We start from the raw sequence: 14,876 nt of genomic DNA, 5'->3' as shown, positions 1-14,876 counted from the left end.
AAAGCCCTGCTATTTTGCAGGGCTTTAGTCAGTTTAACTTTGCAAATTTAAGCTTGAAAGCTCAACAGGCCATTAAAGAACGTATCTAAAACCAAAAGCAATACCGTCATCTTCCGATTGTTCCATTTGTGCTTGCTGTTGCTTATTATCACTTTCAAAATCACCAAAGTCTTTACGCGCTTCTACATAAAGTTGGGTGTTTTCATCTATTAAGTAATGCACACCCATAACTGCAAATTGACGCTTAAATACATCGTTAGGATCGGCGTTAAAGTTTGGTTGAATCACGTAGTCATCACCTGCATCAAATAAGTTGTAGGCAATAAATGGTCTAAAATCGTTTTCAAAACGATACGACACGAACGTTTCAATACCAATTGCATCTTTAATTAAACGACCAATGTTATCTGTGTCGTGGTTTTCGTTTTTATTGATATTAGCAGCTACATATAAACCTGGCGCATCAATATTGCCCCAAATAACACCGGCACCGTAAATTAAATCGTCAACTGAACGGGTTGTTCCGTCGCCATAAGTTAATTCAAACTCGCCGCGGTTAATACCGGCAGTCAGTTTTAGCTTATCAGTCACGTTATAAGTTACTGCACCGCCAAATGTATAGTTAAATTCAACTTGTTGCGCCGCAGTATCGCCTGACTCAAAATTAGCCTGGCATTGTGATTCTGTAATATCACTTACATCACAGGTATAAAATGCGCTATTTTTTAACTGAGTTTGTACACTAAAATCAAAATCACCGTAACTATTACGGTATTGCAATGTTTTATCGCCACGTCCCGTACCATTTACAGCACCGTCGTCTTTGTTGTAGGTATATACACCTGCGGCATTGCCATCCCAAACATAGCTGTAGTTAGTTGCATATACTACGTCAAACCACGCACCCCATTGTTTACCAATAGTAATTTGGCCGTATTTATCGTGTTTAAGTCCTGCATAACCTAAACGATTATACAAAAATTCATCTTGAATTGATTCAAAACGGTTGTTGTATACAATATCGCTACTGCCAACGGGGTTTACACCCCATTCAACTAAAGCCATTGCTTCCCAGCCGTTCTTTAGTTGACGTTTAAAATCAAAATTAATTCGTGAGGCACCATTAACCACTTCATTTTGACCTTGAGTATTAATTACTCGCGCATCTATATAGCCGCCAATAGCGACTGTATTTTTTTCATCCTTAAATACTTCAATTGCTGAAACACTCGGTGTTGTTAAAACACCTGCAATCGCGAGCGATACTAATTTTATTTTCATTGTGTGTGCCTTGCCTAAAAAAGACGTTTTATAATTACTAAATTCGAAGTCGTGCAGACTAGCAAAGCAATAAAAGGCTCAAAAGTGAAAAATTATCAACGATAATTAATACAAAATACGCAGCTTGTTCACTTTAAGTTAATACTGTTTTTATTTTGTAGCCGTATAAACTGCTATTTAATTTTGGAATAAGACATTAGGCTTAAATGCAGGAGAGAAAGTGTTGAGTTTTTTTCATAGTTGCTACTATCGGCATAGGTAGAGCTAAAACTCTAATACTATAAAAAACGTTAATATAGCCGTATTAAATGTTAATAAAAGTAAAATGCGACCAAATAGCGTTTTAGCACGTTAAATTTTATTTATTAGCAATAACTGTAATTTTTTTTTTATTAAACATTTTTTTACCGCATTTACAGAATAATAGTGAACTTTACATAGCTTTTTTACTTTAACACGGTCTACCACTGTGGCTATTCCAATCCTTATTTAGCAAAAAAATTGCCACTGTTTACTTTAGGGTATGCTATAAACTTTCATAGAAAAAAACGCTGATTTGGTTTAAACTGCGCGCAATTTAAATACTTCAGTCTCCCTTGGAGGGTAGCGCTATTATTAGTACAGCTAACATCACCATGCAATTTGGTGCTAAACCATTATTTGAAAATATCTCAGCTAAATTTGGTGAATCAAACCGCTATGGTTTAATTGGCGCCAATGGCTGTGGTAAATCAACGTTTATGAAGATTCTAAGCGGTGAACTTGAACCATCATCGGGTAATGTAAGCACAGATCCTAATGAGCGTGTTGCTAAACTAAATCAAGATCAGTTCGCTTACGAAGAATACTCTGTGATCGACACTGTAATAATGGGTCACAAAGAACTTTGGGATATAAAACAAGAACGCGATCGTATTTATAGCCTACCAGAGATGAGTGAAGAGGATGGCATGAAGGTAGCCGACCTTGAAACTGAGTTTGCTGAAATGGACGGCTATTCTGCTGAGTCTAAAGCGGGTGAGCTATTACTGGGCGTTGGTATTGCTACTGAACAACATTACGGTCCTATGTCTGAAATCGCACCAGGTTTTAAACTTCGTGTGCTATTAGCGCAAGTATTGTTTTCAGAGCCTGATATCATGTTGCTTGATGAGCCTACCAATAACTTGGACATTTACACAATTAAGTGGTTAGAAGATGTTCTAAATCAACGTGACTGTACTATGATCATCATTTCGCATGACCGTCATTTTTTAAACTCAGTATGTACGCATATGGCCGATATTGACTACGGTGAATTACGTATTTACCCGGGTAACTACGATGAATATATGTTTGCAGCGACCCAAGCTCGCGAGCGTTTATTGAGTGAAAACGCCAAAAAGAAAAGCCAAATAGCTGAACTACAACAGTTTGTATCGCGCTTTTCTGCTAATGCTTCAAAAGCAAAGCAAGCAACTTCACGTGCAAAACGTATTGATAAAATTCAATTAGATGAAGTGAAAGCTTCGTCACGTCAGTCGCCATTTATCCGTTTTGAACAAGAAAAACAGTTATTCCGTAACGCGCTTGAAATGACCAGCTTATCGCAAGGCTTCGAAGAAACTTTATTTTCAGGTTTAGAAGGCTTAGTTGAGGTAGGTGAACGTATTGCCATTATTGGTGAAAATGGTGTGGGTAAAACAACATTATTAAACACCTTAGCAGGACGCTTAGCACCTAAAAGCGGTGAGTTCAAATGGTCTGAAAATGCTAACATTGGCTATTATGCACAAGATCATGCCGATGAGTTTGAAAAAGACATGAACTTATTTGAGTGGATGGAGCAGTGGCAGCAAGAGGGCGATGACGAGCAAGTTGTTCGCAGCTTCTTAGGTCGTATGTTGTTTTCACAAAACGATATTAAAAAATCTGTAAAAGTTATCTCAGGTGGTGAGCAAGGTCGTATGCTGTTTGGTAAAATCATGATGCATAAACCAAATATCTTATTAATGGATGAGCCGACTAACCACATGGATATGGAATCTATAGAAGCGCTTAACTTAGCACTTGAAGCGTATGAAGGTACCTTGATGTTTGTGTCACACGACCGTCAGTTTGTATCATCAGTTGCTACCCGTATTTGGGAAATTAAAGACGGTAAAATTATCGACTTTAGAGGAAACTACAGCGAATACTTGGCGAGTAAAGAAGCATAACAGCAAGTATTTTCAGCATTTAAAAAAAGCCATGTTTAACATGGCTTTTTTATTGCGTGCTGGTCGCATTACTGCGGTATTTAAGTATATAATACCCGCCATAAAACCGGACATAAGTCCGCTATTTTTAAAATACATTACTGAGGAGTATTTATGACTGTTGGCATTATTATGGGTTCTAAATCAGATTGGCCAACCATGGAACACGCTGCGCTGATGCTAGAAAAATTTGGCATTGCTTATGAAACTAAAGTGGTTTCTGCTCACCGCACTCCTCAATTACTTGCTGATTATGCAAGTTCAGCAAGCGAGCGTGGCATTAAAGTAATTATTGCAGGCGCAGGTGGGGCGGCTCACTTACCGGGTATGGCTGCAGCGTTTACATCATTGCCAGTTTTAGGCGTTCCAGTTAAGTCAAAAGCATTAAATGGTGTTGATTCATTATTGTCTATTTGCCAGATGCCTAAGGGCGTTGCTGTAGGCACATTGGCTATTGGTGAGCCAGGTGCAGCTAATGCTGGTTTATTGGCTGCACAAATATTAGGCTGTCAAAATCCTGAAATTTTCGCCAAAATTGAAGCGTTTCGTAAAGAGCAAACCGACACTATTCTAGCTAACCCAAATCCTGCAGAGTAATAATGACTATATTAATTTTAGGTGCTGGGCAGCTTGCGCGAATGATGAGCCTTGCTGGCGCACCGCTTAATTTAAATGTGATTGCTTATGATGTTGGCAGCCAAAAAATTGTGCACCCGCTAACCAACCAAGTGTATGCAACCACACTTGAGCAAGCTATCAATGATGCAGATGCGATTACCGCTGAGTTTGAGCATATTCCCGATGATGTATTAACGCTTTGCTGCAATAGCAATAAGTTTTATCCAGGTAAACAAGCAATAAAAACCGGTGGTGACCGTTCGCTTGAAAAAGCCTTGTTAGATAAAACCGAAGTAGCTTGTGCACCATACCAACTTATTACTGAAAAAGCGCATCTTGAACAAGCAGCTAAAATATTAGGTAAGCCGTTAGTTATAAAAACCTGCCAAGCTGGGTATGACGGCAAAGGCCAATGGCGTTTAAAATCTGATGATGAAATAGACACTATTTGGGCTGAAATGGCTGACTTTATTGCCTCAGGTACAGAGCATGCACCTCATTCAATTATTGCTGAGAAAATGATCCCGTTTGATCGTGAAGTCTCTATTATTGGCGCGCGGGACAAAGAGGGTAACGTTGCAATTTATCCACTTACAGAAAATCAACATACAAACGGTGTGTTAACCCTTTCACTAGCCGGTAAAGATAATAGTTTAGTAGAGAGCCAAGCAACCTCGGCATTTACACGTATAGCACAAGAACTTGATTATGTAGGTGTATTGGCCATAGAGTTTTTTGATGTACAGGGTACGTTATTAGTTAACGAAATAGCTCCTCGAGTGCATAACTCAGGACACTGGACACAGCAAGGTGCTCACTGCTCGCAATTTGAAAACCATATGCGTGCTGTTGCAGGGTTACCTTTGGGTAATACGCAAATTAAGCAACCTACTGCTATGATCAATGTATTAGGCCAAGCACATATTCCTGCTGATGTTTTAAAAACGGCGGATGTAACCAGTCACTGGTATGGTAAAGGCGTTAAGCCCGGTCGTAAAATGGGGCATATTAATGTTTCGGGTGAGAGTTTACAGCAATTAGGTAACCGCCTAGCTGAACTTACATCATGCTTGCCAGAGCAGGATTACCCAGGCGTATTAGCTACTAGCAAATCGCTATTATAAGTTAAAAAATCAAGCGGTAAGTTGAATTCAATTTATCGCTTTACCTTCTAAAGGTTTCTTTTCAATGATCCACCCAAAGTTTCGTACTATTGTGTTCGCTTTTTTTATGGCACTTTTCATGTCAGGCTTTATGTCGTTTGTTATTTCAATTTTTAATGTAGGAATGGTCGAAAATATTGTAGCTATATGGCTTAAAGCCTGGTTATTTGCCTTTTGCATTGCTTTTCCTACAGTTATATTTGTTGCTCCCGTCGTACATAAACTGACAAATAAACTTATTCGGCCTTAAAGTGATGACTATCACTAAATTGCATAAGCCAATATTTATACTCTTACTCGCTTTGTGTATGACTCCTTTTTTAGGTGCTGGAAGTGCATTGGTTTTAGGCGCTATATTTGCTATTACCTTAGGCAACCCGTTTAGTGAGCTTTCTCAACAGGCCAGTAAAGTGATGCTTAAGCTTGCCGTTGTGGGCTTAGGCTTTGCTGTTGATTTTAATGAAGTAATTGAGGTAGGACGCAGCTCTTTAGTATTAACAATTGTTAGTATTACTGCCATAATCGGGTTTGGAGAGATTTTAACCCAAGTTTTTAAGCTTAATCGTAATACAGGCGTGCTAATTTCATTTGGTACCGCTATTTGCGGTGGCAGCGCCATTGCCGCTATGGCACCGGTTATAAAAGCTAAAGATCACGAAGTCGCTGTTGCCTTAGGGATTGTATTTTTACTTAATGGCGTGGGATTATTATTATTTCCCGCAATTGGGCATTATTTTGAGTTAACCCAACAGCAATTTGGTTTGTGGGCCGCATTAGCCATTCACGATACTAGCAGCGTAGTAGGGGCATCGGCTACTTATGGTGCTGTGGCACTGAGTATTGCCACTACGGTAAAATTGACCCGTGCGATGTGGATCATTCCTTATACAGCGGTTGCGGGAGTGTTCATGCGCTCTGATGAAAAGGCAAGTATTCCTTTATTTATTGTGGGCTTTTTATTAGCCGCATTAATAAATACTTATATGCCGTCGTTTTCATCGACATGGGAACTTATTAATAGTGCAGCTAAGCAATTATTAGTGGTTACACTGTTTTTAATTGGCAGTGGTTTGTCACTATCGGTTCTTAAGCAAGCAGGTATAAAGCCATTTTTGATGGCAATTACTTTGTGGGTTATAGTCAGCAGCACAATTTTATTATTAATTATAGATGGATTCATATAATGAAACGTAATCTTAGTATTACAGCAATCAGTAGTGTGTTATTTGCTGTTTTTTCTAGCAGCCCTGTATTGGCTGAATCGCTACGCGTAGCAACCTTTAATGTCAGTATGGATGCCACTAATTACACCGCTAGAAATGAACAAGTAAAAAGTGATGCACTGGTAAATGCACTGCGTTCAAACCACCAGCAAATTAAAAATATTGCTGAAATAATCCAGCGCGTCCGCCCAGATGTAGTACTACTCAATGAGTTTGACTACATTCCAAAAGAGCAAGGTATCGAGTATTTTAAAAGCCATTATTTAAATGTAGGGCAAAATAATCAAGCAGCAATTGATTACCCATACGTTTACATTGCCCCCGTTAATACCGGCTTAGCAACTGAGTTTGACTTAGACAATAACGGCAAAAAAACTGGGGTAATGGGTGATGCACAGGGCTTTGGTTTTTTTGAAGGCCATTACGCAATGGCGTTTTTATCTCGCTACCCGATTGATTTTGACAACATCAGAACCCTGCAAACCTTTAAGCACAAAGATTTACCTAATGTACAAATGCCGGTTGACCCAAAAACTAATACCAATTGGTATAACGATGAAGAGTGGAATACTTTACGTTTAAGCTCTAAATCTTTTTGGGACATACCCGTAAAAGTAAACGATAAAGTAGTCCATATGCTAGCGTCGCACCCAACACCACCTGTGTTTGATGGCGAAGAAGACAGAAACGGTATTCGTAACCATGATGAAATTAGGCTTATTGCCGATTACGTTAATAACGAAAGTTACCTTTATGATGATAATGGTAAAAAGGGTGGGCTTGCAGCAAAGTCGCGATTTGTGATTTTAGGTGATCTAAATGCCGCACCTGAAGGTGATAAAAAGCGTACTAATACTACAGATCAAATACTTAAAAGCCCATTGATTAACGCCGGTTTTATTCCAACCAGTGAGGGCGCAAAAGAGCAATACCCGCAAGCTTATGCTAAAAACTATACCGCTAATTGGCAAGCACGCGTTGATTACGTACTCCCTTCAAATTATGGCTTAACCATAAAAGATGGTGGAGTTTTTTGGCCGAAAAAACAAAGCGAATTATATCGTTTAATTAAAGATAGAAATGCATCAAGCGACCACCGATTAGTCTGGCTTGATTTAACGGTTGAATAAACGGGTTACTCACCCCGATATCAGCGTTGTTTATCTTAAATAATTGCAATTATAAAGGTGCTTCTGCTTAAATATGGTTAATTATAATAACCGTCAAGAAGCACTATGATTTTTAAATTCTCATCTTCTAAAACACTTGTTGCAATCGCTGTTGCATCAAGTGTTATGTTAGCGGGTTGTACAGCAACCGCTACAACTTCTACTGACTCATCTATTCAAACAAATACCACCGTTGCTAGTGTTGTAAACACGCCCGCAGATTTGGGCGAATCAAAAATTACCCTTGAACAAGCGATGGCTCACCCTGATTGGATTGGACGCCAACCGCAAAGCGCTTTTTGGAGTGCAGATTCAAGTACCATCATTTACGCGCGTAAGCAGCAAGGTAGTGAGCTAAGAGATTTATTCGCTCAAGCTGTAAACTCACAAACAGCAGAGCAAGTGGCACTAGAAAAATTACACAGTGTTGGTTCAAGTAAAGCTGTTTTTTCAAACGATAAATCACTTCAAGCTTATGTGTTTGAGGGTAATGTATTTATCAAAAACGTAAGATCAGGCGCAATTAAACAAATTACGCAAAGTTCTGCGACAGAGTCAAAACCACAATTTTTAAACGACGGTAACTTAGCGTATCGTCAGGGTAATATCTTTTTTAAAGTAGATTTAACCACAGGTTTAACTCGTGAAATTGCCAACTTAAAACTGGCTGATAAACCACAAGGCGTAAAAGAACCATCAACTTATATCGCCAAAGAGCAACATAAGCTTATTGATTACATTGCACTACAGCACAAAAATAAACAAGACAAGCATGCACGTAAAGAGCAAGTAAAAGCTAATAACAGCTCAATTGCTAATACCTATTATTATTTAGGCGATGGCAACACGGTTGATGAAGCCGAGCTTTCTCCAAACGGTGATGCATTAATTGTTGTAGTACAAGAAAAAAGTTCATGGCGTGGTGAAGGCGATATTATGCCTAATTACATTACTGATGATGCGACGATAGAGCCTAAAAAAGTTCGTCGTCGCGTAGCTGATTCTAAAGAGCAAACCTCAGAGCTTGTTTATATTAACCTTGCAGATCAAAGCCAAACCACATTAGGGTTTAACACCTTACCTGGTTTTGATGAAGATGTACTTGCTGAGGTTAAAAAAGAAAACTTCGCCCGTGAAGGTAAAACCTATAAATCTAAAAAACAACCTCGTGGTATAAACGTTATTTCAGATTGGGGTTGGAATCAATCACCGATCAGCTGGAACGATGATGGTAGCCAAGTAGCGATTATGCTTGAAGCATGGGATAACAAAGATCGTTGGTTAGCTACTGTAGATTTTGAAAATAACAAACTTGTTTCTCAACATCGACTACATGACGACGCATGGATTGCGTATGCGTTTAACGACTTTGGTTGGTTAAATGATTCCAATACTCTGTATTATTTATCAGAAGAGTCGGGCTATAGTCAGCTTTATAAAAAGCCACTTGATGGTAAAGCGACTGCGCTAACCATGGGTAAATTTGAAGTATCTAATTTAACCCTCGCTGATGACAATAGTGCTATCTATTATAAAGCGAATGTTGAGCATCCAGGTCTTTACGAAATTTACCGTGTAAACCCACAAACAGGTGATAGCGAGCAAGTAACAGACTTAAATGGCATGACAGATTACACCTTAAGCCCTGATCAGTCTAAGTTATTATTAAAACACTCTAAAATTACCATGCCGACTGAACTTTATGTAGCTGAGGCTAAAGCAAACACAACCGCAACTCGTTTAACTAACACGGTATCTGACGCGTTCTTAGCTAAAAAACTAACGGCGCCTAAAATTGTTGCTGTGCCTTCAAGCCATACAGATCAGCCAATATACGCCAAAGTTTATTACCCAGCTGATTACCAAGAAGGTGAAACAGGTAAAAACCGTAAAGCGGTTATTTTTAACCATGGTGCCGGTTACCTGCAAAATTCACACATGGGTTGGTCTGGTTACTTTCGCGAATTTATGTTCCATTCATTACTTGCCGATGAAGGTTATGTAGTGATGGATATGGATTACCGTGCTTCTAAAGGTTATGGCCGTGATTGGCGTACTGCTATTTACCGTCAAATGGGAACACCTGAAACACAAGATTTAGCAGATGGCGTAAAATGGATGGCTGAAAATGCCAACGTTGATACTCAAGCGGTTGGTACTTACGGTGGTTCATACGGCGGATTTATGACCTTTATGGCGTTATTTACTGCGCCAGATTTGTTTCAATCAGGAGCGGCGCTTCGCCCTGTGACTGATTGGGCACATTACAACACAGGCTATACCGCTAACATTTTGAATCACCCAGATGTTGACCCAATAGCTTATGAGCGTAGTTCACCTATTTACTATGCTGAAGGGCTTAAAAAGCATTTATTAATTAATGCGCCTATGGTTGATGATAATGTGTTCTTTCAAGATTCAGTGCGTTTAGTGCAGCGTTTAATAGAACTTGAGAAAGAAAACTTTGAAACAGCAATCTTCCCAGTAGAGCCGCATGGTTTTGTGCAGCCTTCGAGCTGGTTAGACGAATACCGTCGTATTTATAAGTTGTTTAAAGAAACACTATAAATAGCGGTAAATTAGTAAAAAACGCCACAATGTGGCGTTTTTTTATTCTTTATTTTTGCTGATTAATTTAATAATTAAAGGAACGCCCAACAATGCGCCGCCAATCGCGCCAATTAAATGAGCATCAACGGCCACCGTTGAGTTGATCAATGCGCCTATATCAGCACTAGGGCCATTTATTTGCTCTGCAATTAATTTTACCCAAACACCAATAAACAACACATAACCTGATTTAAGTCCAACAGTGACATCTTTTATGGCTCCCCAAATGATCACGCCATGCAATAGGGCACTAAGCCCTGTGTAAATTGTAATTGCGGGACAAAACCAAAAAACACCTAAGCCACACCACATAGCCAATGTGGCAATATTAAAACTATATCTGCTTGGCGAAGTATACTCACCATGCAATAACCAAATAAGCGCTATACCGGCACAATTCAGCCCTAAGTGCACCCAATTGGCGTGTACAAATTGGCTGGTAAACAAACGCCACAGTTGGCCTTGTTCAATCAGTTGACGATTAAATTCAAGTTCGTTGTTTATCCCCAGCCATGCTAAGAACGTACTTAATACGATTAAACATAAGGGAGGGAAAACATAGCGCGGCTGAAGAGGTAAATTAAGCATTTAGCGATCATTTTTATATTTATTTTTGCATATTGTGCCTGTTTAACTTTAAGATGCCAATTATCTTCCATGCAATTTAAGTTTATTAAGTGATTATGAATTTTAAGCTCAACTGTTTATTCGCACTGACTCTAAGTGCCTTGTCTTTTCCTTTGTTTGCACAAAACGCTAGCACAATTGAAACACGTGAACCTGAAGCGGCCACAGGTGTTGTACATAAGAAATTAGTGGCTGGCGATAAGTACATGGTAGCCGCCGCTAACCCGTATGCTTCACAAGCTGGTAAAGCCATTTTAGCGCAAGGCGGCAGTGCGGTTGATGCCGCTATTGCCACCCAATTAGTACTTACATTAGTTGAGCCGCAATCATCAGGTATTGGCGGTGGTACCTTTATGATGTATTACAATAAAGCGAATAATAAACTCACCAGCTTTGATGGCCGTGAAACCGCGCCGAGTAATGCCGATGAAAACCTGTTTTTAAATAAACACGGCAACGCAGTAAAATGGATTGAAGCGGTTGTAGGTGGACGCTCTGTAGGCGTACCCGGTATTTTACATGCATTTGCCAGCGCCCATAAACAGTACGGTTCTTTACCTTGGGCTAGCTTATTTGAACCTGCGATTAAACTTGCTGAACAAGGGTTTGAAGTATCGCCTCGGTTACATGGTTTACTGGTTAGACAATTAAACCCAGGCGTAATGAGTATGCCGGTGATTAATGAGTATTTTTTTCCTAATGGCAAAGTAATTGAAGTCGGCAGTATTAAAAAAAATCAGCCATTAGCTAATTTATATAAAGACATTGCTTCAAAAGGGATAGATGCGTTTTATAAAGGCGATAATGCCAAAGCTATGGTAAAAGCAGTACAGCAGTCAAAAATTGCGCCTGGTAAATTATCTGAGCAAGATCTTGCTAATTACAGCAGTAAAGAGCGTGCACCCGTTTGTATAAAATACCGAGTTTATAATGTTTGCTCTATGGCGCCGCCAAGTAGTGGCGGTATCTCAGTACTACAAATTTTAGGCTTGCTTGAACACAAAAACATGGCAAACATTAAAGCCAATAGCGCAGAGGCAATTCATTACTTTAGCCAAGCGTCACGTATTGCGTTTGCCGATCGTAATAAATACATTGGCGATCCTGACTTTACCCAAGTACCTACTCAAGAGTTATTAAATAAAGACTATATTGCCACCCGCGCAAAATTAATTACTGAAAAAGATCAAAAAGCATTGCCAGGCAACCCTGTTGATTACTTAAGCTATGCAAATGATGATTCTTTTGAATTGCCCTCTACCTCGCATGTATCAATTGTGGATAGCAAAGGCAATGCTGTTTCAATGACCAGCTCTATTGAAATGGCGTTTGGCTCAACAGTGATGGTAAATGGTTATATTTTAAATAATCAGTTGACTGATTTTTCACTTTCGCCACGTAAAAATGGCAAATTAGTGGCCAATAGGGTCGAAGCGCATAAACGCCCGCGTAGCTCAATGTCACCGGTGATGGTATTTAACCAAGATGGCAGCTTACGTTTAGTGGTGGGCTCTCCTGGTGGGAGTCGTATTATTGATTATGTAGCGCAAGTTGTTATTGGCGTTTTAGATTGGGATTTAAATGCACAACAAGCCATTAATTTACCGCGTACAACTAATCGTAATGATTATACTAGCCTTGAAAAAGGCACTGAACTTGAAGCGCTTGTACCTAAGCTTAAAAAGCGCGGCCATGATGTACGTGTTATTGACTTAAACTCAGGGCTGCATGCGGTAGAAGTTAAAAACAACCGCTTGTATGGCGCCGCCGATCCGCGCAGAGAAGGGATGGCGTTATCTGATTTAAGTAATAATAAAGCCTCATTTAAATTTTAAACCATGTATAATAAACAGCAGGGTTGCTGCCTGCTGTTTTAAATATAACAGATTAATAGTTAATAACTATTTGAGTGAAAATAGCATGTTAACTAACGTAAAAAATTAGCAAACCTAAAAATAGCCGTCAGTGTTGTTACCATTAAAAATAAATCGTTTGTTTAATGTGCGTTTAATTTTTAAATCCACAATCGGCAGCTAACATATTCACCAAATATGAGAGGCTTTATACTAAAGTAGCGCTTGTATTTGAACATTTTCAATGGTCTGACAAGCTTAAATGTCATTGCAATTTAGCCTTTAACAATGATAATGGCAGATCATTATTTAAGATTCAGTAAAGCTTGGAAATATGACTACAAATACCGATCCTAATTATCTTTATATTCCTTATTCTGGCCCAGGCCTAATTGAAACCCCATTATTGAATAAAGGAAGTGCTTTTAGCCAAAAAGAACGTGAAAACTTTAATCTTGCAGGTTTACTTCCTCCTCGTTACGAAACAATAGAAGAACAAGTTGAGCGTTGTTACCAACAATACTCAAGTTTTAATGACAATTTAAATAAGCACATTTATTTACGCGCTATTCAAGACAATAACGAAACGCTTTACTATCGTTTAGTGCGTGATCATATTGAAGAAATGATGCCTATTATTTACACCCCAACTGTGGGTGATGCCTGTGAAAAATTTTCTGATATTTACCGCAGTGCACGTGGTTTGTTTATTTCCTATGAAGATCGTTTCCAAATCGACGATATTTTACGTAATGCCACTAAAGGTAAAGTTAAAGTTATCGTGGTTACCGATGGCGAACGTATTTTAGGTTTAGGTGACCAAGGTATTGGCGGTATGGGTATTCCAATTGGTAAGCTCTCTTTATATACCGCCTGTGGTGGTATTAGCCCAGCGTATACATTACCGGTTATGCTTGATGTAGGCACGAATAACGAAAAACTATTAAACGACCCAATGTACATGGGTGCACGCCATAAGCGTATTGCGCAAGATGAGTACGATGAGTTTTTAGATTTATTCATTAAAGCGGTTAAGCGTCGTTGGCCAAGCGTGTTACTGCAATTTGAAGACTTTGCACAACCAAATGCTATGCCATTATTAAAGCGTTACCGTAATGAAATTTGTAGCTTTAATGATGACATTCAAGGTACTGCATCGGTTACTGTGGGGTCTTTATTAGCAGCTTGTCGTGTTAAAGGCGCTAAACTATCGACTCAAAAAGTTGTGTTTGTAGGCGCAGGATCTGCAGGCTGTGGTATTGCTGAACAAATTGTTAGCACTATGGTGGCCGAAGGTATCAGTGAAGCACAAGCTCGCAGCCAAGTATTTATGGTTGACCGTTTTGGTTTATTAACTGATGGCATGGAAGGCTTACGCGACTTCCAACAAATGTTAGCGCAACCAACGAGCTGCCTAGCCGATTGGACTTACAGCGGCGAATACGCGTCATTATTAGATGTAATGCACTGTGCAGAACCAGATATTTTAATTGGTGTATCAGGTCAACCGGGCTTATTCACTGAGCAAGTTATTCGCGCTATGCACGCAAACTGTGAAGCACCTATTATTTTCCCGTTAAGTAATCCATCTAAACAAGTAGAAGCTTACCCAGAAGATGTTATTAAATGGACTGATGGTAAAGCGATTGTAGCTACAGGTAGTCCATTTGAGCCTGTTGTTTATAACGGCGTTACTTACCCAATTCCCCAATGTAATAACAGCTACATTTTCCCAGGTATTGGCTTAGGTGTAATTGCTGCTAAAGCAACGCGTATTACCGATGCGATGCTAATAATGTCGAGTGAAATGTTGGCAGAGTCATCACCATTAGCTAATACGGGCAAAGGTAGCTTATTACCTGCGCTAACAGAAATTGAAACATTAAGTAAACGCATTGCATTTGCAGTCGCGAAAAAAGCAATTGAAGAGGGCGTTGCCCTTGAGATTTCAGATGATGCTCTGTGGGCAGCCATCGACAGAAACTACTGGTTACCAAAGTATCGTAACTACAAGCGTTGCAGCATTTAATGCTTCATTACTAAAAAACAGGCTTTTGCCTGTTTTTTTATGCTTGTTCATCTGCAATTAACCACA

Annotated in this window: 11 protein-coding genes; 9 read left to right on the top strand and 2 right to left on the bottom strand. The window is 39.3% G+C overall.

Going from position 1 to position 14,876, the window contains the following annotated elements:
• Positions 1-72 precede the first annotated feature (72 nt).
• Positions 73-1,281 (bottom strand): porin, encoded by a 1,209-nt coding sequence (locus tag AC0VZ5_RS07945; protein ID WP_475472259.1) that lies wholly within the window; start codon positions 1,279-1,281, stop codon positions 73-75.
• A gap of 611 nt (positions 1,282-1,892) precedes the next feature.
• Here AC0VZ5_RS07945 and AC0VZ5_RS07940 point away from each other — a divergent pair.
• The 7 genes from AC0VZ5_RS07940 (at position 1,893) to AC0VZ5_RS07910 (ending at position 10,259) form a co-directional block, all read left to right on the top strand.
• Positions 1,893-3,479: an ABC-F family ATPase gene (locus AC0VZ5_RS07940; RefSeq protein WP_138607347.1), complete on the top strand. Its 1,587-nt coding sequence runs from the start codon at positions 1,893-1,895 to the stop codon at positions 3,477-3,479.
• 153 nt (positions 3,480-3,632) lie between these two features.
• The gene (gene purE, locus AC0VZ5_RS07935; RefSeq protein WP_008114610.1) at positions 3,633-4,115 is read left to right on the top strand and encodes a 5-(carboxyamino)imidazole ribonucleotide mutase; all 483 of its coding nucleotides are present in this window, start codon (positions 3,633-3,635) and stop codon (positions 4,113-4,115) included.
• 2 nt (positions 4,116-4,117) lie between these two features.
• Positions 4,118-5,260: a 5-(carboxyamino)imidazole ribonucleotide synthase gene (locus tag AC0VZ5_RS07930; protein ID WP_464708701.1), complete on the top strand. Its 1,143-nt coding sequence runs from the start codon at positions 4,118-4,120 to the stop codon at positions 5,258-5,260.
• Between the two features lie 64 nt (positions 5,261-5,324).
• On the top strand, positions 5,325-5,549 hold the full coding sequence (locus tag AC0VZ5_RS07925) for a DUF2798 domain-containing protein (protein WP_075169227.1): 225 nt from the start codon (positions 5,325-5,327) through the stop codon (positions 5,547-5,549).
• A gap of 4 nt (positions 5,550-5,553) precedes the next feature.
• Positions 5,554-6,483: a YeiH family protein gene (locus AC0VZ5_RS07920; RefSeq protein WP_464708702.1), complete on the top strand. Its 930-nt coding sequence runs from the start codon at positions 5,554-5,556 to the stop codon at positions 6,481-6,483.
• A complete protein-coding gene (locus AC0VZ5_RS07915; RefSeq protein WP_464708703.1) occupies positions 6,483-7,652 on the top strand; it encodes an endonuclease/exonuclease/phosphatase family protein in 1,170 nt (389 codons plus the stop codon). The genes AC0VZ5_RS07920 and AC0VZ5_RS07915 overlap by 1 nt, the downstream gene beginning before the upstream one ends.
• 105 nt (positions 7,653-7,757) lie before the next feature.
• Positions 7,758-10,259, top strand: coding sequence for a S9 family peptidase (locus AC0VZ5_RS07910; RefSeq protein WP_475472257.1), 2,502 nt, complete (start codon positions 7,758-7,760; stop codon positions 10,257-10,259).
• Between the two features lie 42 nt (positions 10,260-10,301).
• On the opposite strand, the gene rrtA is transcribed toward AC0VZ5_RS07910, so the two are convergent.
• Positions 10,302-10,889 (bottom strand): rhombosortase, encoded by a 588-nt coding sequence (gene rrtA / locus AC0VZ5_RS07905; RefSeq protein WP_178956088.1) that lies wholly within the window; start codon positions 10,887-10,889, stop codon positions 10,302-10,304.
• Between the two features lie 95 nt (positions 10,890-10,984).
• On the opposite strand from rrtA, the gene ggt reads away from it, so the two are divergent.
• On the top strand, positions 10,985-12,763 hold the full coding sequence (ggt, locus tag AC0VZ5_RS07900) for a gamma-glutamyltransferase (protein WP_138607326.1): 1,779 nt from the start codon (positions 10,985-10,987) through the stop codon (positions 12,761-12,763).
• A gap of 352 nt (positions 12,764-13,115) precedes the next feature.
• On the top strand, positions 13,116-14,810 hold the full coding sequence (locus AC0VZ5_RS07895) for an NAD-dependent malic enzyme (RefSeq protein ID WP_010389997.1): 1,695 nt from the start codon (positions 13,116-13,118) through the stop codon (positions 14,808-14,810).
• Positions 14,811-14,876: the final 66 nt, after the last annotated feature.

It is taken from the genome of Pseudoalteromonas sp. QJM3NY_12 (genome assembly GCF_056173165.1).
This window is presented reverse-complemented; position numbering and strand designations above follow the sequence as displayed.

What these genes read in the sequence shown, in the direction of transcription:
- AC0VZ5_RS07945 (WP_475472259.1), bottom strand. Translation starts at nt 1,281, where the DNA reads ATGAAAATAAAATTAGTATCGCTCGCGATTGCAGGTGTTTTAACAACA.
- purE (WP_008114610.1), top strand. Translation starts at nt 3,633, where the DNA reads ATGACTGTTGGCATTATTATGGGTTCTAAATCAGATTGGCCAACCATG.
- AC0VZ5_RS07930 (WP_464708701.1), top strand. Translation starts at nt 4,118, where the DNA reads ATGACTATATTAATTTTAGGTGCTGGGCAGCTTGCGCGAATGATGAGC.
- AC0VZ5_RS07925 (WP_075169227.1), top strand. Translation starts at nt 5,325, where the DNA reads ATGATCCACCCAAAGTTTCGTACTATTGTGTTCGCTTTTTTTATGGCA.
- AC0VZ5_RS07920 (WP_464708702.1), top strand. Translation starts at nt 5,554, where the DNA reads ATGACTATCACTAAATTGCATAAGCCAATATTTATACTCTTACTCGCT.
- AC0VZ5_RS07915 (WP_464708703.1), top strand. Translation starts at nt 6,483, where the DNA reads ATGAAACGTAATCTTAGTATTACAGCAATCAGTAGTGTGTTATTTGCT.
- AC0VZ5_RS07910 (WP_475472257.1), top strand. Translation starts at nt 7,758, where the DNA reads ATGATTTTTAAATTCTCATCTTCTAAAACACTTGTTGCAATCGCTGTT.
- rrtA (WP_178956088.1), bottom strand. Translation starts at nt 10,889, where the DNA reads ATGCTTAATTTACCTCTTCAGCCGCGCTATGTTTTCCCTCCCTTATGT.
- ggt (WP_138607326.1), top strand. Translation starts at nt 10,985, where the DNA reads ATGAATTTTAAGCTCAACTGTTTATTCGCACTGACTCTAAGTGCCTTG.
- AC0VZ5_RS07895 (WP_010389997.1), top strand. Translation starts at nt 13,116, where the DNA reads ATGACTACAAATACCGATCCTAATTATCTTTATATTCCTTATTCTGGC.